The organism is Terrimonas pollutisoli (assembly GCF_029360765.1).
GTDB classification, from domain to species: Bacteria; Bacteroidota; Bacteroidia; order Chitinophagales; family Chitinophagaceae; genus Terrimonas_B; species Terrimonas_B pollutisoli.
In genome coordinates this window covers 73,714-93,161 of record NZ_JARKNA010000004.1, presented here as the reverse complement: position 1 = coordinate 93,161, position 19,448 = coordinate 73,714, and the positions used below count along the sequence as shown (strand labels likewise).

Genomic DNA, 19,448 nt, shown 5'->3' with positions numbered 1-19,448 from the left:
GTAATGGAAACAAAAGCAGTTTTGGCTACTTTAAACCGACCCCGTTTAAAATTCTTATTTTTATACTGGTAATTAGCCCGCTTCTTTGGTGGTCAGCGGTTATTCGAATTGTGAAAAATAGCAGTACGCAATATTCAGAAAGCAGCTTTATAAGGACGAAAATATTATTACGTATCTAAACCTGGTAAAAACTATTCGCCTATAATATTTAAAAAACTTGCCATGACTATCGAGGAGTACAAAGAGTTTGTGGTGCAAAAGCTGGGAACGGCGGGTGACTGCGAAGAAACTGAGCAGATCATAGACAGATCAATACAGATTTTAAAAGAAAAACATTTACCCGCAAAAGTAAAAGCTGATTACCTGGTTAAATTAAAGCAAGGATTAAAAGATCTATCTCCTGGCAACTTTGACTATACACACTGGTGCAATATACAATGCGCTATCGTGTACCTCAGGAAATTGACAAATAAGTAATATCCAAAACTGAGTACATTAAGAAAAGAAAGTAGTGCCTGGATATCTGTGGAAAATTAGAGTGCTAATTTAAATCCTCACTCTAACATTACCGTGTCAACGCTACCCTCATTCCACACTTCTTCCCTTACCATTTTACGGGGTGTATCATTGACGGGGAATTTTCCGTAGATGACATAGACGTAACGGCTATTTAATCGAAGCACAATAGGCATTGAGTAACCATCCAGGCAATTCTTTATCAATTTGCTTTGGATCACTAATTCGTACGCGGTGCGTGACCATGGCGTTCCAGTTACCGGCTGCTTCCAGTCTTTTTGTCGCTTCCTCTCCTTTCAGCTTAAGGCCAATATCCATTCTATTTGTTGAGACCTGTATGATGCCAATCTTTTTTTCACCCCGCAGCAATGAGAGATAACTTACGGCAGGCGCAATAGCGATGTCCGGCCCAAACTTCCTGATCTTAGTTAACAAATCATCAAAAACAGGGCAAAAAGCAAGTTCTTGGGGAAAATCCTTTATCAACAAACTCATTCATCTATGTATTGCCCGGAGCAGAAATTATTAAATAAAACTCAGTATTCCAAGATCAGATATTCTCAGGTTAATTTAAAAGTACACTCCTAAAAATAATTCCGGATACACAATTGGTATAAATTTCATTTCAGCATCAGCTCTATCACCGGCACTTCAATAGCTGGTTTATTTACCGGAAGTATCAATACAATATCGTCGCCTTGTTCCTTGTACTTTACTTCAGATGCGTCATGCAAAAACTGCGCATATTTTATCTTGTCCTTGTACCCAGGCAGCACCAATGTTTGCGTATGATAATCCATCAGGTGAATATATATTCTTTTAGTGGAGGGGCTGTAAGTTAGCAACGTTTTTTCCGGAACTGCAAAACCCTCCGGTGCCTGCCTGCAATTGTAGATAGCTTTATTGTTATATTTCATCCAGGTACCCATACTATCTAATGCACGTTGCGCCCGGTAATCAAAATAGCCCCTTGCAGTGGGGCCTACATTCAGTATCAGGTTGCCTCCTTTACTGGCTGCAGTAATCAGCAGTGTAAGCAGTTCATGATTTGTCTTCCATGTACTTTCATCACGGTAATAACCCCACGATCCGGAAAAGGTCTGGCAGGTTTCAAAGTAGGTACCGGCAAACTTGTTAAGCTCTTCAGGCTTTACCTGTTCAGGTGTTACAAAATCAGCACCATCAGTATACTCATCAAGGTCAAGCCTGTTATCCACCAATATTCCCGGTTGTAATTTTCTTATCATCTTAAGTAACTCAACAGAACCCCAGTCGTTTTTGCCTTTGCCATGACCATTGCTGTTCGGATAAGAAAAATCTAACCATATAATATCTATTTTACCATAATTGGTAAGCAACTCTCTTATCTGGTTATGCAAATAAGTTTTGTATTTGCTCCAGTCTTTGCCCTTATTCAGCCGCGCATAGGCAGAGTCAGTTTCATTAGCGGGCTGAAGGGGATGCAAGGCATCAATAGTATAATCAGGGTGATGCCAGTCGAGCAATGAATAATAAAACCCAACTTTCAAACCTTCTGCACGAAATGCTTCCACGAACTCTTTTACTAAATCCCTTTTTGCCCTGGTGTTGGTGGCTTTATAATCCGTGTATTTTGAATCAAACAAACAAAAACCTTCATGATGTTTGGTCGTAAGCACCGCATACTTCATACCCGCTGCTTTGGCTTGCCTGGCCCATTCTCCCGGGTTGAACATATCGGGATTGAAATTATCAAAATAAGGCTGGTATTGCGCATCATTCATTCTTTCCCAACGCTTCACCCATTCATGTCTTGCTGCTCCTGCATATAAACCCCAATGTATAAACATCCCGAAGCGATCGTTTGTCCACCATGCCATGCGCTGCTGTTTTTGTTCGGATGTTTCCCTGCCAATTTGTTTTTTCTGTGCAAAACCTTGCAATGATGATGTGATAATTAATGCTGCCAAAAAATATTTCAGTGATTTCATTGAAATGATATTTATTGATGGTTATCTATTTTTATAATTATATTTTTCATGTACCCGGCTGCATTACTACTATTGATCTTCTGTTGCGTCCGCCAGTTGGCGGATCATCATTCAGTTCTTCACTCAGTAAATGCGTCGCAATTTACCCAGAGCAAAGCAAAGGGTCGCACCTTGTGCGTCTACATCTATACTGAGCAATACGCATCTATCTTTATTATACTCTACACAGGATAAAAATCCCGATAGTCGGGACAAGTTGTGCTTTGCTATTATTCAACCCCTTGGGGGGTGGGTATATCCCGCCATATCCATGCCCGGATTACATCCGGGGCTATTAACATTATAGCCTCCGGGCTATTACACAATTTTATCTTGCGTCTGCTATAATTGCTTTCGGCCCATAAACTATTTCAGATAGCTTGCCAATTGGGCCCCCAATTTTTCATACCCTGCTGCATTAGGATGCAACCCGTCTTCAAACAACGACTCATTAATATTTCCTGTTTTGTTCAGCAACACCGTTCCGGGATTAATATATTTAATGTGCAACAAAGTCGACAACCTTGCAATGCCTTTATTCAAAACAATGATCCTTTTTTCCATTTGTCTTCTTGGTAATATTCCAGCTAATAAAACAGTTGCTTTGGGCTGGCGTATTTTAATTTGTCCTACCAGATTTTTTAGCCCCACAATAATCTCTTCATCATTGTTCTCTGTTAAATTGTTTGTACCTATCATCAGCACAACATTGGCCGCATCAAAGCCATCCAGTTCTTCATGATATACACGCCAGAGAACGTTTTCAATTTTATCCCAGCCAAAGCCAAGGTTGCGCATATCCAATGGTAACAAATGTTTATTCCATGTATCTGCGCCACGGGTTAAAGATGCTTTCGGCTCCCCACCCCAGTAATGGATAATAGAGTTACCAAGAATAACAGATTTCGGCGGATCAGCTTTATTCAATTGCAGTATTTCTGCATGTCTGCTTCTCCAGTCATAATAACCGTCCCTGCTTTGTATTACAGGAATAGTGGAGGATATATTGCCCGAAGGTTCATGTAATATATTCCTGATAATTTTTTCATAAGCAGCAGCATATTTCATCATGCCGATATCGTTTGGATGAAGACCATCAACAGTAGCGTCAATATCCAGGTTAATATCTTTATTCCCCAAAAGGGAAATATTTTGTATGCCTTCGTTTTTCAATTGAGCAAAAATTTTTCTCAATGCGTTATTTACCTTCTTATATTCGTTATGCTTAGCTGTATCGATAATACTTAGCGTATTGCCACTGCTATGCTCCACCAGCAGTATAGGAATTGAGGGGTGTTTCTGTTGCAACAGGTTTACCGATTCCCTTATTCTTTTCTTCACTTCATCATCGGCAAAACCTGCACCGTTAGTTAAATTAGGCAAGCAATCGAGTATATACAGCTTCGCATCAATTTCAGTCATTAAATCAATAACGGATTTTTCCAATTGCCCGCTTCCTGAAAAACCAAGATTGATCAGCGGCCTGTCCAGGTTTCTTTCGAGAATGGCTGTCCAGGCAAGCCCGGGTCTTGTAGCACATGCTCCCTGTGCGATAGATGTGCCATATACAACAATCGGTTTCTCTGCACTCAAAGGTATCGGCGCAAAATTTTTAGCACCCGGCACACCAACCTGCAGCCATTGCACCGCATTATACAAGGGGAGAAATAATCTGTATTCACAATCTCTGCCTGAAAATACAGGATCCACTTCAAGGTTTGAGAAACGATATTCAATAGTATCGCCAAAAGAAAATCTGCCCTGTGCCCATACCCATTTACCATTATGATCAATAGCATAAAGATCTATACCACTTACACCTGTTGCAGGCATATGATTCATGGCAAAACTTCCTTTGCTTTGTACCACATAGCGTACAACAATATCGCTTGCATCTGTTTTAAATTTTATATACAGGCCGGCACTGCTGTGCGATATATTCCACACATTGGGATTCAAAGTTTTTTCTGCACGGGCCGGGAACCGGTCATACCTTTCTTTTACTTCATTTGGCCATGCCTGTCCTTCAATAACAGGAAAAGAATTATTGGTGGGGTTCCACCATTTATACTCCTTCGTGTTTTGAGAAAAACAGGTTGTCGTTTTTACAAAACATGCAATTGCAACAACAAAAAATTTACATTTCATCATTGAATATCTAAAATGCATCCAACACCTTTTTCGCTTTTTGCAACATGCCTGCTGCTGATTGCTGCTCCAATGCTTTTGTATTAAATTCATTCAGCATTGCTTCAAGTTGCTGTAATTTTTTTAGCTCACCTTTTTTAAAAAAATACTCTTTGAGTATCCGTATCTTTTCATAATCCTGTATTCCTTCTATCAATCTTTCAAAACGAATGGAGCTGCCGCCGGGGTAAACAAAATAGGTGTCTCCCGAAGACCACGTGCTGAACCGGGCATCCTGCATGGGATTTTGCGGCCAGCAATTATAGGCCCATCGCAAATAACCATTATAATTTTGTGCTGCGGCATACCAACCCAGCCATGCAGCTTCAGCAGGCGGCGAAAAAGTAAATGTGTTTGGATGCCCTTCCCAGCAATAGGTATAATAAGTAGTAGGCAAGCCTGCTGCTACCCGTTTTGCTTTGATGGTGCTATCAAAATTTTCTGCAGAAGCAATGCAATAATCATATATATCATTTGTTATTTCAGCGTGGTAACTGCCCGCCAATGAAATTTTAAAATCCTTATCTACACTTCTTACCAGTGCAATTACTTTCTGCATATCATCAAGCGGTCTTTCGTCCATTGCTATAGCTGTCTTATTAAACCAACCTTTCTGTCTAAGATGTTTTGCAAAATCGGTAAGCATGGGCAGCCAATGAGCCTCATATTCCGGCGTTCCTGTTTTGGCAATGAGCATTGTATCGCTGCCAAGTGCTTCATCATAATAATAAAACTTATTGTTCCAGGGAACCATCGTGTAACAGTTGATCAGTTTATCAATGCCAAGCTCCATCATATAGCTCACCCATTGATCAAAGACGGAATAATCGTAAGTCCATGTGCCATTTTTCTGCTTTATCCATTCTATCATTGACTTATAAATATCATAAGTTTGTCCGCGCCATGGATCATATATCATACTTACCGTAATGGCTTTCTGTCCTGCATTGGCCAGCATTTGCATAGATGGGCGCATGAGATCAAAATGTTCTTTACTCCATTCTTTTTGAGCAAACACTCTTGCCACCGAATACGGATTTTGCCAGAGATCCAGGTGAAACCGCCAGTCTTTTGGTGCAGGCAATACTTGAGGTCTAACGTTTACCGTGTAAGTAAGTTCATAAGCCCTGCGATCAATCATCACCTGCAATTTGCCTGTATAACTGCCTGCAACCGTATTCCTGGGAATAGCTATACTTAACCAGACCGGTTGTACGGTATAAGCGGTTATGCTTTTTTCAGAAATAAAATCAATACCATCGGCAGACAAAGAAGAGTCTGATTCATTCGCCGGCAGAATACCACAACCATGACCTTCTTTATTCAATCCATCTGACAAAACATATCGCACAAAACCTGTTGTAACAGCGGAAGCGGGAATGCGGCGTCCCCTGTTATCCGTTAATGCACCCGCTTTGATAAACACTTTTGCCAATTTCATTTTTGTTGCTATTACAAACTGTGTATGCACCCGCTCTCCTTTCCACCCTATGGCATTCCAGTTTTTTTGAGAAGTGCTAACAGCAGGCGCATTGTTTTTCTCATACCGCACATTAATATCTGCAAAGCTTATCAGTATATCCGGAACCAGTGCATCCCATGATTGCTGATCAATTGGTTTGGGATTGGGAAACTCCCGGTAATCAATATTTCTTTTATGTTTATCGGTGGCATTCCATGTTTGTGCATATACAAAGCTGCATCCTAAGCAAAGACATAAAATAAAAATGGTCCTGTAATTCATGATGAGTGATTAATCAAAAATAAAAAAAGCCGCTGGTGAGAACACCAACGACTAACTGCTATGAACTGCTATTTGTTGAACAAAATTTTGTTTACTATTTTTCCAGGAGATGTTTTTTTCGTCGCCTTTTTTATAAAGAGATTATCCTTAACCCAGCTTCTCTCCCACTCAAAAAAATCAGGCGCTTCGGGCTGTTCCCCTTTCATTTGTTTACGCAAATAATCAAAATATATTTCCCATCTTTTTTTGTAAAAACTATTCATCATACCACTCCACTCTTTGTAGGCATATTCATGCAGGTAATCTTCTTTACGATTATGTTCTCCCCAATAAGTGATCAGCATCATCAGGTTCAGCATGTTGTTTGTCTTTTCTTCTTTCGTATTTCCGGCATTCACTGCCTGTTGCTGCCAGGTGCTTAACCTGTAATAAGGATGTGAATTCAATAACGTGTCAGTCAGTGAACATAATTGCAAAAAACGATTTGCTGCCTTGTCAAAGGTGATTATATCCTTCGCGTTGTATGCCGCAGCCATATTGGCAAATACCGTATCTGCTTTATTGGCTAACACCTGTCTTAATAAATCAACCAGGTCAATTTGATAAGTATTGCTTGCTTTGAATGCGGGAGCAGCTTTTGCAAACAACTGCACTGCTCTTGAAAACACTTCAATATCATAATTCTTTTTCAGGGTACCCCAGCTTGAAACAGACTTGATCTGCAGGGCCGGCCTCGCACAAAGGATATTCTCAGGCGGTCCTTCCTGGTAACCGGGTATGCTGTTATACACAGTTTGCAAGAATAACTTCCAGGCATCAGCTACATCTGCATTATACTTTCCATATCTGTATGCAGTAAAGGCCTTGATCCATTCTTCTAGATTCACATGTTCTTTATGCCAACCTAACTCCAGCATTATATCATACGAAACGGGATTATTATTAAGGCCTTCGGGCATAATACCACATCCTTTCATGTATTGACCCCATGCACTGTTCCTTGCCCGATAAGATTCATCGGCATAACGTTGCAGTTTGCCAAACAAGCCGGGTCTTTCACCATAATTGTTTACCATGCACCAGATAAACGGCGTGCCCTCATATGCATTTCTTATTTCCCAATTGTTGGTTACTTCACCAAACAATTCCTGTACAAGAATGTCCGACTTGTTAAGATTAACCAGCATGGCTTTTTTAGGATTGTCCTGCCATCCCTGCAACACCCATACAGCGCCGGGAAAATATTGTTGCATCGCTTGTTGAATAGCTACACCTGCTTTAGCCAGATCCACTCCTTCCGTTATTCCACCTTCATGAAAAGGGTCGCCCGAAAAGAAGCGAATATTCCTGCCATACAATTTCTGTGTCTCTTCATAAAATATGCCCGCAACACGGTTAAAAGCAGTATCGGTAGGGTCAAGTATGTCCGGTCGTACAAAGGCGCCCCAGTTACCTTGTGCAATAATATGTGCCTTGGTTTTGTTTTTAAAATCAGAAGGAACCATTCCATAAAACCCCGGCATTACAGGTTCGATTCCTAATGATTGCATCCGTGCAATCATTTTCTGAACAAGCTTTTTCCTGTCATCGATTTGTGTTTGCGGCATTGAGCCGCCCCATCCCTGTATATTGCCCATCAGCCACCATGCATTATAGGCAGGGCCCGTTATGTAATCACTGATCTCTTTTTCTGTATAGTCTAATCTTCTTAAAACATTTTGCCATACTGCTTCTTCTCCATTCGCCACCAGCATCACATTTACACCATTCAATGCCATCCAGTCCAGTTCATGCTCCCAATCTTTCCAGGTATAAAAACTCATGGTATAGTTGTAGGTGCAATAATTCAATGCATACCTGTATTGTGCGACAGCATTTATTTTTACCGGCGCTTTTACAACAGGCAACGGATATACTGCTGAAAGGTTATCACCCATATGACTCATTGAACGGTGACAATAATATTTCAGGTACCAGTTAAGGCCAACCGCTGCAGCGTTTGCACCGGATGCTTTTATAACAAGCTTTTTATTTTTAGTGACCAGTTCAAAGACATCGTTTGAATTTTCCTTATCTGTTTTTTCAAAAACAATATGCTTATCAAGCCAGGGAACTCTCCTGTGTATTAATTCTTTTACTGGGTCAAAATCGCCAGCAAATAATTGCAGTGGAAATACCAGGAACAGTAAGTAAAGTCGTTTGCACATTTTTAAATCGCTATTGTTTTCCATAATTTATTTGATGTGATTATTGCTGCGCCCCTTTGCTTATTTTGTTGTTCACGATTCGTGTATTGCCATCTATATCTGTGGAGCCATTTATAGCCGTTGAAATAACAGCGCCACTGTTCTTTGCAGGAGAAACAGCCTGGATATGCAGATCGGGTGAAGACGTACTTGTTAATAGAGGGTCAATACCATTGGTAGAATTGGCATCTCCGCCGCAAGCTTTTTTCCATGCAGCATAGTCTGCATATTCCACGCCGTTCCATATCCATTTAACTGTGCCCGTTGTGTAGTAAAGGTTATGATCAATTATATTGTTGCTTCCTGTTGATGTGTATTTATGTATAAACACATCATTTTCGGGTCTTGCATATACAATATTATTCTTAATGGTATTGTTGTTACAGTTCTCCGTAAGTCTTATTTCACCTTCCACTTCACCAAAAGCACCCGGCTCCCGGTTGTTATAAAAAATCGTGTTATTTACAACAGCGCAGTTATTGGTACCTCCTGTCGTATAGTTAAGATAGCCGCCGAGATAAATACCCGTACGCCAGCAATTATAGACGAAATTGTTTCTTACAATACAGTTTTCCGTTGGGTAAGCATCATTCTCGCTAACAATACCGATTCCCCTGTCAGCCTCATGCACTTTGTTTCTTTCAACGACAATATTTCTCGCTCCATCGATGTAAATACCAATAGCCCCATGACCATGTGCACCTCCAACAGGCCCGGTTGTCATGTCAATATTATAAATTTCGTTATCGCTGATAATACCGTTACGTGCATAATTAAATGCAGGTACACTGTTTGCCCAGTAGCCACCCGCTGCATCAATGCCTATATTTTCTGCATTATAAATTTTATTTCTTTGGATAATAAACCCATCCACATACCCATTGATGGTAAGATTTTCGCTGTAACCGGTATTGCAATCGTGAATTTCATTGTCTTCTACAAGAATATTTTTCATGGCCACACTTGTATTGCCGATGATCTCAATACCATGACCACTTCTTCCATCAGCAGGGGCAACATTATGTTCGATGTTGTATATTTTATTTTTTCTTACTGTAATATTTCCCGAGCCGTTATTTATTAATATCCCGTTTATATTAACCCATGGGGTGCTGCTTTTATAATTACAAACATCAAATCCTTCAAAAACAATATAGTTGACATTGCTGATGGTAACCAGCGCCTCCTTCCCGGTAATAGAAAGACCTGTACCATCAATAACGGGCTTTTCGCCCGTGTAGGCTTTTAACGTGATGTGTTTATCCAGTCTTCCAGACTTGGGAAAAGACACTTTCTCGTAATAGATCCCTGTTCGTACAATTACTGTATCTCCCGGATTAGCTTTGCTCAACGCTGTATTAATACCCCGCAAAGGACTATCGACCGTTCCAGCATTGGCATCACTGCCGGTTGTTGCCACAAAATATGTACGTGAAGTATTGGTATTGTTTCCTGTTGAAACGGGTATGCTGCTTTTTTTACTGCAGCCTGTTATCATTGCAAAAAGCAGCGTCAACGAAAATATCTGTTGCATCTGGTGAGTACTTTTTTGTTTTTGCCGAATGATGATCCGGGAGAGGTAGTATTATGCCACCCTGCGTGATTGTGTTACATTAGCCGGGAAAATGTCATGATAAGAGTTGTATGCCGTTATCGTCAAACGGCATGAATATTATTCTGAAACTATTTTTCTTATCCTGTTATTATTCTTATCCAATACATACACTGTTCCGTACTTATCAACAGCAACACCTGTTGGCGCATTGAACGCCGCTGCTTCGCCAATGGCGTCTGCATAACCTGCAGCACCATTACCTGCGAACGTGCTTACATTCCATGTACCTGATTGTATATAGCGTACGGATTGATCTTTATTATAAGTGCCGCCATCCCATGTACCGTTTCCCGCAACATAAATATTACCATCTGCGTCGATTGCGAGTCCCCAGGGATGATCAAATTTTGCTTCGGTGCCCGTTGCATTTACATAACCTGTTGTTCCTTGTGTACCGGCAATAATGCTGTTGTCCCATGTACCTGCTGTAAATTTTCTTATCACATTCTCACCATTAACCGACACATACAAATTGCCTGTCTTATCAAAGTCTATACCTGCCGGGTAATTAAGCCCGGTAATAACAGCGCTTGCATTCCATTGCGATGGAACCTGGTAAACATTACCGCTGCCATCGCAACTTGAATAGTAAACATAGCCGGTTGTTTTATCTACTGCAACGCTCCATGGCGCTTGTCCTCCCCAAGCCCAGGTAACTGCATTACCGCCTGGAGATATTTTTCTTATATCCCAGTTACCCGGATCAACGGAGTATACATTTCCATCTGCATCAAGAGCCACATCGTAAGGAAGACTGAATTTTGCAGCGGTACCCTGACCATCTGCATAACCGGAACTATTTGGATTACCTGCAAAAGTGGTTACATTTCCAAGGCTATCTATTTTCCTGATGCAATGATTACCGGGATCCGCAACATATACATTCAGATTATCATCAACAGCCAATCCCATACTCCTGTACCATATTTCCCCATTAAAATTGAACATGGCATCTGCCCCGGGACCGTTGGCAAAACCGGCAGTGCCATTGCCTGCCAGTGTTGTAACTGTTCTTGTAAATACATAATTAAATAAGCCGGAACTTACTGCACTGTCACTTCCTATTCTTACAATTACATTTCCACTGCCGCATTTTTTGGGTACAACAGCCATGATCTGGTTACCGTTTGCACCAATTATGGCAAGTTGATTGCCGTTTATGGTTACATCTATCAGTGACGTATCCATCGAAAAATTAGAACCAGTTATCAATATTTCTGTACCACCACCACCTTGTTTGGCAACAAAGTCATCAATGGTCATAGGAGCGCCTGCTGTATGTGTAAAATCTTTATCTTTTTTACAGCTAATAAAAATTGCTATAACAGCAAAGAAGCCGAACAAAAAGTGAAGATTTTTTTTATTACTTATCATAACTGTTAGTTGTGATTTGAAAAAAATTTTTAAACAAATTTTATTATAGCAGTATTTACTTTATTTGACCCGACTACATTGCCGCTATTAGGCTTTTGTTGCGTCGTCGCGATCCTTCGACAAGCTCTGGACTATCGGGTTGCGTTCTTTTCGCTATTGAGCAAAGTGCAATTTCAAAAACTATTTCATGCTGCTGGTGGTGTATGGTCAGACCGGGACGGTCAGACCAGCCAGACCCATAAAAAAATGAATGAACAAATTACCAACCCGGATTTTGTACCAATGCCTGGTCTCTTTCAATATCTGTTTGCTGTATAGGAAACAAGTACATTTTATCATCCCAATAACGTTGCTGAAATAATGTTCTTGTATAGAACCCCGTATAAGAAAAACCAAGACCACCATCATCACCATTTACATTCATGCCATAAATAGTTTGTATTCCTGGTTCCTTCATCATCAGCCTTCGTATAAGTGTATAATAGCGGTCGCTTTCAAAACATAATTCCACATTTCTTTCACGCAGAATATGTTTACGCATCAGCTCTTTATTACCAACTGCATCGGGATATATTGTTTCAATACCGGGAAGGCCGGCTCTTGCTCTGACCATGTTGAGATAGGTTGCGATATCCGGATGGGAAGGATCGTATTCATTTAATGCTTCCGCATAATTGAGCAGTATTTCAGCATAGCGGATCAATATATATGGCCCGTGATAAGAAGTTACATCGTTCCTGATATTATCGTTAGGGCTTATTCTTTTCAGCAGATCATAGCCTGTTATATTATTACTGCCTGCAGCTTTTTGTCCCGATTTACCATTGTAATATAACTCTACACGACCCTTACCGTCCTTATTCATATCAGACGAAAAATAATTTTTATCATCGGTTGAAGAAGCAGGCAAAACAGGGCGGCCGTTATACTGGATGTATGCATAAAACCTTGGTTCACGGTTGGCATACATATTCCATTCTCCTTTTTTATGTCCCCATGACTTAGCAGCATCACTGCCTGCGAAACCAGTCTCCACATAACCCGAAGCAGGATCATCTATGGTTCTTCCATTATTCATCGAAAACGCATCTACGATATTCTGGGTAGCGTTGTACATATTATAACCACCGGGACCAGGGGAAGCGCATTTTGTAAAACCCCATGTCCACCAGTTATTGTTAGCGAAAATTATTTCGTTGTTCCAGGTAGTTGTAAAAAGATTGCGTGCCGATAAATAAGGATCAAAAGTTGCATCGCCTTCGTCTATGTTGGTGAAGAGTTTATAGGCATTCAGATCAATAACGGCTTTGGCGGCATCTGCAGCAATCTTCCATTTATCAGCATTGTATGCTGCAGGCGCCAATGGCGTACCATCGTGATTTTTAAAATTAGCAAAGCGTGGATTGCCGTTCCATAACGGGCTTGCGGCAAATAATGCTACCTGGGCTTTTACTGCAAGGCAGGTACCTTTGGTAGGTCTTCCATAATTGCTTGATGATGGCCATGATACCGGCAACTCCGCAGATGCCTGGTTCATCAGTTCGTTTATATGTGCCACACAGGTATCAAAAGGAGCACGGGGATATTGATTGAAATCCGCATCTCTTGCAATCGGTTCCGTAAGCTTTACAAAAGGGCCATACTGTTTCAAAAGTTGCCAGTAAAACCAACCACGTAAATATCTTACTTCAGCTTTATATTGAAGTTTCAATTCATCACCCATTTCCGCTGCAGGAACATTATCGATATTGGCTTCAAAAACAAATGATTTTCGGATGCCGGTATAAAAATTGCCCCATGTATAAAAATACCAGCTTGCCGAACTCCAGTTTCCACTAACCATTTGCCTTACATTAACGGTGGGTATGCACACGGATGATTCATCACTGGCTCCCATACTCGCCCAGTCACCACCATCCGTGTTGTACACATAAGAATATACATTATGCAGGTATGCTTCGGCATTGGCTTTGGTTTGCCATACCTGTTCTTCCGTTAAAAGATTGTCTGGCTTTTTATCAAGGTACTTTTTGCAGGAAAAAAGCACAAAGGATAACATAACCCCCAAAATGATTCTACAATAGATATGCTTGTTCATATTATTAATTCGTTTAGCAGTTTTAAAATTGTGCCCGTACGCCAACAGTTATTGTTCTTGCATAAGGATATTGCGCCCCGTTAGAACCCATTTCCGGATCCCACAATTTGAATTTTGAAAATGTCAGCAAATTGGTACCAGAGAGATAAAATTGCAGGCTGGTTATACCACTGGTTGCAGTAGCCGCGGTTTTTGTAAATTGATTGTCGATGTTTTTATATTCATTGCTCCTGCGTGCATTACCCCTGGCACCCAGCTTTACAGTATATGCCATAGTGGCTTGTTTCAAACGCATAAAACTGCCGTCTTTCAACCACCAGGTACTGCCGAGATAATTATTATCACTGGTATTGGTAATAGTAAGCCTGGGATAATCAACATCCTGGCTGGGATTTGCTGTAGTCCATCTGCTGGTTACATTGGAAAGTACATTGGCTGGGTATTGGCCAATACCGGCAAAAGGTATAATACCTACTCCATCACTACCTCTTCCATTGCCTAAAATACCCGATCCATTGGCCATAATGCCAACATCGGCAACCCCAGCAAAAAGCGATGAAATTTCAAAGTTTTTGTAGCCAACATTAAAACCAAAACCATAAGACCATACAGGGAAGGAAGATTTACCGAGATAGGTCCAGTCGGATGCATTTACTGTTCCATCTCCATTCAGGTCCGTATATTTTATATCACCTGCATATACAGTTCTTGTTTGTGTGGGGCTTTTATCTACATCGCCCTGGTCAACAAATAAACCCTGGCTTATATAACCAGTGAATTCACCATATTGATGTCCTTCAGGTTGCTGATAAGCATAAGTACGTTTGGGGTTATCAGCATATACTATTTTGTTTTTGGCGTAAGTGATATTGCCAAAAAGACGAAGGCTTATATTTTTACCAATGCGTTCATTATATTCTATGCTACCATCAATACCCTTGTTCTGCATTTCACCAAGGTTGGCATAAATAGCCAGGCTGCTATAACCTGCGATGGGCGAAATAGAATTACGGTTAATTAAAATATCAGTTCTTTTATCACGGAAGGCATCCAGTACAATATTTATTTTGTTGAGCAATCCTATTTCAATACCAATATTATCTTTTGTAGATTTTTCCCAGGTAAGATTAGGTGTACCCAATACGGTTTCTGCAATACCGCCATAGTAAGTAGGTGATAGTCCAAAGGAGGCTCCTGATGAACCATCTATATAAGTAAGGTATCCAAACCTATCGCCACCAATCTGGTCATTACCTGTTACTCCATGAGAAGCTCTTAATTTAAGCAGTGTTACTACAGGCCTGAAACGTTGAAAAAAATTCTCTTTTGAAATCACCCATCCGGCAGAAACTGCCGGGAAATAACCCCATCTATGTCCTTTGGCAAAATTTTCGGAACCTGTGGCGCCGGCATTTACTTCTGCCAGGTATCTGTCCATATAAGAATATGTGATTCTGCCGGCCATACTTTGGTTACGGAAAGGGATAGCAGTCTTCAAACTGCCGGCAGATCCTATTACACGGTTCCTGATATTGGCTACCGCCAGTGCACCGACATTATGCTTGCCAAAGGTGCGGTCATAAGAAATATTGCCTTCGAGATACATCACTCTTTCGCCGCTTGAATAAGTGGAATATCCAAGATAGGTAGAGCCTGTTCTTACATGCTCAAAAACAAGATTACCATTTGGATCCCGTGAGCCTGCAAACCACAGATCATTATTACTGGTTCTTGAAGTGCCAAATTCGCCATATGTATCAAAAGAAAACCTGGCCAGGGCACTTAATCCTTTTGTTATACGATCCAATTTTTGATTAAGCGTTAGTACAGATTGCACAGAGGGTTTGAATTCTGTACTGTATCCTGCATTTTGTACAAGGTTAAAGGGATTCACACCTCCGTTATTGCGGGGGCCGGCCCATTTATTACCGGGATATTGCACAGGAAATGCAACCGGGTTGGTGGCAAAAGAAGAATACCAGATTGTAGAAGCTGAGTTACCCGGATAGCGGCTGTTGACCAGCATAGAAGCTATATTCAATGATAATACAGTACTTGTAGTCAGGTTAATATCAATATTGCTTCTGAAATCATACCTTTTAAAATTAAGATTGGGATTGTAGCCATTTGCTTTCGATACGCTATACTGGCCATCCTGGTTATAAAAACTCATGGAAACATAATATCGCATCGCTTCACCACCGCCACTAACGTTGATGTTGGCATTGGTCATCGGGGTCCAATCTTTATAAACTGTATTGATCCAGTTTACATTTGGGTAGAGCCATGGATCTAATCCACTTGCAGTTTTCTGTATCACTTCATCACTATAAGTTACGGTACCGGAAGTATTAGAAGGATCGTTTAGCTGGGCTTCGTTGTACAATTTCATATAGGTAACACCGTCGAGCATAGTGGGCAGTTTGGTAAGACCGTTGATGCCCGTTTCTACTTTTGCGGAAATCTTTGGCTTACCTGCAACTCCTCTCTTAGTGGTGATGATCAAAACACCGTTAGCACCCCTGGCGCCATATACAGCCGTAGCCGAAGCATCTTTCAATAAAGAGATGCTGGCAATGTCTTCAGGATCGATATTGTTAAATGCGCCGCCATAAGTACTGTTCACATCATCGCGTTGCACGCCATCAACAATGATCAATGGCGTAACACTGCCGGTAAACGTACCAATACCGCGAATGGTAAAAGTAGGATTGTCATAACCGGGTTCACCACCGCCACTTGCCATGGAAATAACACCTGCCACTTTACCGGCAAGGGCATTGGTTAAGGAACGTACAGGAGTTTGCATATCTTCCATATTAACGGAAGCCACGGATCCTGTAACACTTATTTTCTTTTGCTTGCCATATCCCACTACCACTACTTCATTCAGTTGATCAGTTTTATTTTTTAACGTGATCCTTAGAACGTTTTTATCTTTCACCGTCACTTCTTCTGTTTGCATACCTACCATTGAAACAGAAAGCAAATCCCCCGGCTGTGCCTTAACGGAGAATATTCCCAACTGATCCGTTACTACCGTATTATCAGCTTTATCTTTTACCATTACTGTTGCACTAACCAGGGCCTTTCCATCCGCATCCATCACCTGACCCTTTACAACATTTTCATCAGAATTTTTATCACTAGTTGTTTTTGGGGCATTCACTTCCTGCCTTGCAGCCTGTTGTTTTTCATTCAACAAAAGGCGGTTGCCACGTAGTTCATAACTTATATTTTTATCCTTAAAAATATAAGTCAATACCTCTTCCAGTTTTGTATTCTTAAAATCCAGGGTTATTTTTTCATTGTCATCGAGTAATTGATTGCTATAAAAAAATGTAAGTCCCGTTTGTTTTTTAATAGTTTTAAATACACGTAACAAAGTGATTTTATTGCCTGTAACAGTTACGGGTGTTTGTAGCGATGCTGAACTTACCTGTGCACAGATATTAGTCGCTTGCAGCAGGATAAATACACACAATGCAAGCAACCGGAGAGGTCTTCGTGTGAGCTTGCTGTGACTAATCAGAAATTTTCTCATTTTTAGCAGAATTTATTGTTTCAATATTTGGCTGGCAGGTCTATACAATTGTACCTGTTCATAACTGCTACAGTTAAGTATAAAAAAAGGGTGAAAGAACGGGAATAATTTTTTGAATATTTACAAAAAGAAAATCATGACGTTCGTAGCAGCAAGAGTTGATTTATTCTATATGGTTAGCAAAGAGTGAAGATAACCGGGGTAGCATTGCTGTTAAACAATAAGTTTCGGCTGACTATGAAATACAAATGCCCGTATCAAAAAATCTTATCAGCTATTAATGTAAGCTTCTATTTCAAATAGAGTTCATTGCCCGAATAATAATAATCTATCTGAGCTGTTGTTTTAAGATCGTTCAGAAAATCCGTGAGTTTGTTTTTATCCAGCAGGCCTGTAATGGATCTGCCTGCAAAGTCATTTTTGTTCAACACGATTTTAATGCCATAGCAACGGGAGGCTGCAACAGCCAGGTCAGCAACAGGAATATTGTGAAAATAATACACGCCATTTATCCAGGAAAGTACATCATCTTCATCAAACACGCCTGACACAAACCCTTTTGTTACTTCATAATCTGCCGCATAACCGGGCGTTAGTTCCATACTCTTTCCATCGTTACTTTTTGTGAGTACTTTACCTTCTACCAATGCTGTTTTTACATTTCCCGCCTCGTAAGTATTGATATTAAAAGAGGTACCCAACACCTGTACCTGTGTAAGCTCCGTATGAACAATAAATGGATGGGCGACGTCTTTTGCTACTTTAAAATAAGCCTCGCCTTCTACATAAACCTCCCGTTGCCGTCCGTAAAAACGGGACGGGAAACGCAGCCTGGTAGCGGCATTCAGCCACACTTCGGTGCCATCTGATAATACTATTTTATAATTCTCTCCGACCGGAACCGATAAAGTGTTTTGCATGGTATCTGCAGCACTGTATTGTAAAGTACCGTCATCGGTATTTATAGTCCCGTTGTCCAGCGCAATAGTTTCAGCAGAACTCTCTTTGCTTAATTCAAAAGCTTTACCATCAGCAAGCACAAGGCTTACCGACTGCCTGTTCTTTTTAACGGCGGCGGCTATTTTCTCCTTATCTACAATTTTTTCGTTTCTGAAAAAAGTAAAATAAGCTCCTGTTACTATTAACAAAAAGCCGGCTGCAACCGCCAATGCTTTTTTTAAAGAAAATAATTTATTACGGGGTTTCTCTGCGCCATTAATTCTTTGTTTCAGCATATGCAGATCATCCCCAACATTAATGTGCTCAAGAAAAGAACCTGCTTTTAATGTTCTGCTTTCCTCCTCCAATGTATGCCACACCTCACTGAAAGAAGCATCATCTGCCAGCATTTTCTCCACGTATTTTTCATCTTCAGGAGAAAGATTGCCTGACAGCTTTTCCATAAACAATTCAAAAACCTGTTCGTAACTGTGCTTCATCATTAGTAATACAGTGATAAACCTGAAACAGGTTAATTGTTTTTATTATTTTTTTCTCCGTACCGCAAAATTTTAAGTCCGCTTTTTAAATGGGTTTTAAACGAATTGATACTGATACCCATTTCATCAGCGGCTTCCTGGTATCTCTTACCTTTCATATAGACCATTTGAATGGCCGCCCTTTTTTGCCCGGACATGCCTTCCAGTGCAGTTTGCATTTGTCCATAATAATCGGGTATTTCATCATGGGGCGAACTTTTCGCATCCTGCAGGTCTGCAAAAGCCTTATGATTTTTTTCTCTTGTTTTTTGCTTGCTGATCTCGTTGAAGCAGCGGTTTTTAATAGCACGGTATAAATAACCTTTGATTTCGCCCTGAAAATGCAGGTATAATTTTTTCTCCCATATATCGAGGAAAAATGTTTGAACGAGGTCCTTAGCTTCCTGCTCATCCCGCAAAAAGAAATATGCGCTTACACAAAGCAGCTTATAATATTTGACAAATAAACTATCGTAAGCAGACAGATCGCCGTTCTTTAACTGTTCTACAATCTGTATGTCCTGCTGTTGCTGCATTAACAATAAGTAAATAGTTCCTTCATAAAAAAATAACACCGTGATGAATATAGCAAACTTTAATATTTCCAGGATGCACAACCGATTGTGCTATTTGTTCA

Annotated in this window: 12 protein-coding genes; 1 reads left to right on the top strand and 11 read right to left on the bottom strand. The window is 40.5% G+C overall.

Features of this window, described 5'->3' with window-relative positions:
• Positions 1-222 precede the first annotated feature (222 nt).
• Positions 223-477 carry a hypothetical protein gene (locus P2W73_RS09070; RefSeq protein ID WP_276501704.1) on the top strand — a complete coding sequence of 85 codons (255 nt, stop codon included), beginning with the start codon at positions 223-225 and terminating at the stop codon, positions 475-477.
• Between the two features lie 189 nt (positions 478-666).
• Here the strand turns inward: P2W73_RS09070 and P2W73_RS09065 are convergent, their stop codons facing one another.
• The 11 genes from P2W73_RS09065 to P2W73_RS09015 all read right to left on the bottom strand — a co-directional run bounded on the left by P2W73_RS09065 (position 667) and on the right by P2W73_RS09015 (position 19,386).
• Entirely contained in the window at positions 667-1,011 is a 345-nt protein-coding gene (locus P2W73_RS09065; protein ID WP_276501703.1) for a DUF5655 domain-containing protein, read from the bottom strand.
• 125 nt (positions 1,012-1,136) lie between these two features.
• A complete protein-coding gene (locus tag P2W73_RS09060) occupies positions 1,137-2,486 on the bottom strand; it encodes an alpha-L-fucosidase (RefSeq protein WP_276501702.1) in 1,350 nt (449 codons plus the stop codon).
• Between the two features lie 405 nt (positions 2,487-2,891).
• Complete coding sequence (locus P2W73_RS09055; RefSeq protein WP_276501701.1) at positions 2,892-4,673, bottom strand: SGNH/GDSL hydrolase family protein; 1,782 nt, start codon at positions 4,671-4,673, stop codon at positions 2,892-2,894.
• A gap of 10 nt (positions 4,674-4,683) precedes the next feature.
• Positions 4,684-6,456, bottom strand: coding sequence for a DUF4091 domain-containing protein (locus tag P2W73_RS09050; RefSeq protein WP_276501700.1), 1,773 nt, complete (start codon positions 6,454-6,456; stop codon positions 4,684-4,686).
• A 68-nt stretch (positions 6,457-6,524) separates the two neighbouring features.
• Positions 6,525-8,687 (bottom strand): alpha-N-acetylglucosaminidase, encoded by a 2,163-nt coding sequence (locus P2W73_RS09045; protein ID WP_276501699.1) that lies wholly within the window; start codon positions 8,685-8,687, stop codon positions 6,525-6,527.
• A 16-nt stretch (positions 8,688-8,703) separates the two neighbouring features.
• Positions 8,704-10,236 carry a right-handed parallel beta-helix repeat-containing protein gene (locus P2W73_RS09040; protein WP_276501698.1) on the bottom strand — a complete coding sequence of 511 codons (1,533 nt, stop codon included), beginning with the start codon at positions 10,234-10,236 and terminating at the stop codon, positions 8,704-8,706.
• Positions 10,237-10,374: 138 nt separating this feature from the next.
• Positions 10,375-11,691 carry an IPT/TIG domain-containing protein gene (locus P2W73_RS09035; protein ID WP_276501697.1) on the bottom strand — a complete coding sequence of 439 codons (1,317 nt, stop codon included), beginning with the start codon at positions 11,689-11,691 and terminating at the stop codon, positions 10,375-10,377.
• 259 nt (positions 11,692-11,950) lie between these two features.
• Positions 11,951-13,789 (bottom strand): RagB/SusD family nutrient uptake outer membrane protein, encoded by a 1,839-nt coding sequence (locus P2W73_RS09030; RefSeq protein ID WP_276501696.1) that lies wholly within the window; start codon positions 13,787-13,789, stop codon positions 11,951-11,953.
• 22 nt (positions 13,790-13,811) lie between these two features.
• A complete protein-coding gene (locus tag P2W73_RS09025; RefSeq protein ID WP_276501695.1) occupies positions 13,812-17,333 on the bottom strand; it encodes a TonB-dependent receptor in 3,522 nt (1,173 codons plus the stop codon).
• A 290-nt stretch (positions 17,334-17,623) separates the two neighbouring features.
• Positions 17,624-18,775: a FecR family protein gene (locus P2W73_RS09020; protein WP_276501694.1), complete on the bottom strand. Its 1,152-nt coding sequence runs from the start codon at positions 18,773-18,775 to the stop codon at positions 17,624-17,626.
• A gap of 29 nt (positions 18,776-18,804) precedes the next feature.
• Entirely contained in the window at positions 18,805-19,386 is a 582-nt protein-coding gene (locus tag P2W73_RS09015; RefSeq protein WP_276501693.1) for an RNA polymerase sigma factor, read from the bottom strand.
• Positions 19,387-19,448: the final 62 nt, after the last annotated feature.

Excerpts from the sequence above, each read along its gene's own strand:
- P2W73_RS09030 (WP_276501696.1), bottom strand. The coding sequence starts at position 13,789 with ATGAACAAGCATATCTATTGTAGAATCATTTTGGGGGTTATGTTATCC.
- P2W73_RS09050 (WP_276501700.1), bottom strand. The coding sequence starts at position 6,456 with ATGAATTACAGGACCATTTTTATTTTATGTCTTTGCTTAGGATGCAGC.
- P2W73_RS09040 (WP_276501698.1), bottom strand. The coding sequence starts at position 10,236 with ATGCAACAGATATTTTCGTTGACGCTGCTTTTTGCAATGATAACAGGC.
- P2W73_RS09065 (WP_276501703.1), bottom strand. The coding sequence starts at position 1,011 with ATGAGTTTGTTGATAAAGGATTTTCCCCAAGAACTTGCTTTTTGCCCT.
- P2W73_RS09060 (WP_276501702.1), bottom strand. The coding sequence starts at position 2,486 with ATGAAATCACTGAAATATTTTTTGGCAGCATTAATTATCACATCATCA.
- P2W73_RS09055 (WP_276501701.1), bottom strand. The coding sequence starts at position 4,673 with ATGAAATGTAAATTTTTTGTTGTTGCAATTGCATGTTTTGTAAAAACG.
- P2W73_RS09035 (WP_276501697.1), bottom strand. The coding sequence starts at position 11,691 with ATGATAAGTAATAAAAAAAATCTTCACTTTTTGTTCGGCTTCTTTGCT.
- P2W73_RS09045 (WP_276501699.1), bottom strand. The coding sequence starts at position 8,687 with ATGGAAAACAATAGCGATTTAAAAATGTGCAAACGACTTTACTTACTG.
- P2W73_RS09070 (WP_276501704.1), top strand. The coding sequence starts at position 223 with ATGACTATCGAGGAGTACAAAGAGTTTGTGGTGCAAAAGCTGGGAACG.
- P2W73_RS09020 (WP_276501694.1), bottom strand. The coding sequence starts at position 18,775 with ATGATGAAGCACAGTTACGAACAGGTTTTTGAATTGTTTATGGAAAAG.
- P2W73_RS09025 (WP_276501695.1), bottom strand. The coding sequence starts at position 17,333 with ATGAGAAAATTTCTGATTAGTCACAGCAAGCTCACACGAAGACCTCTC.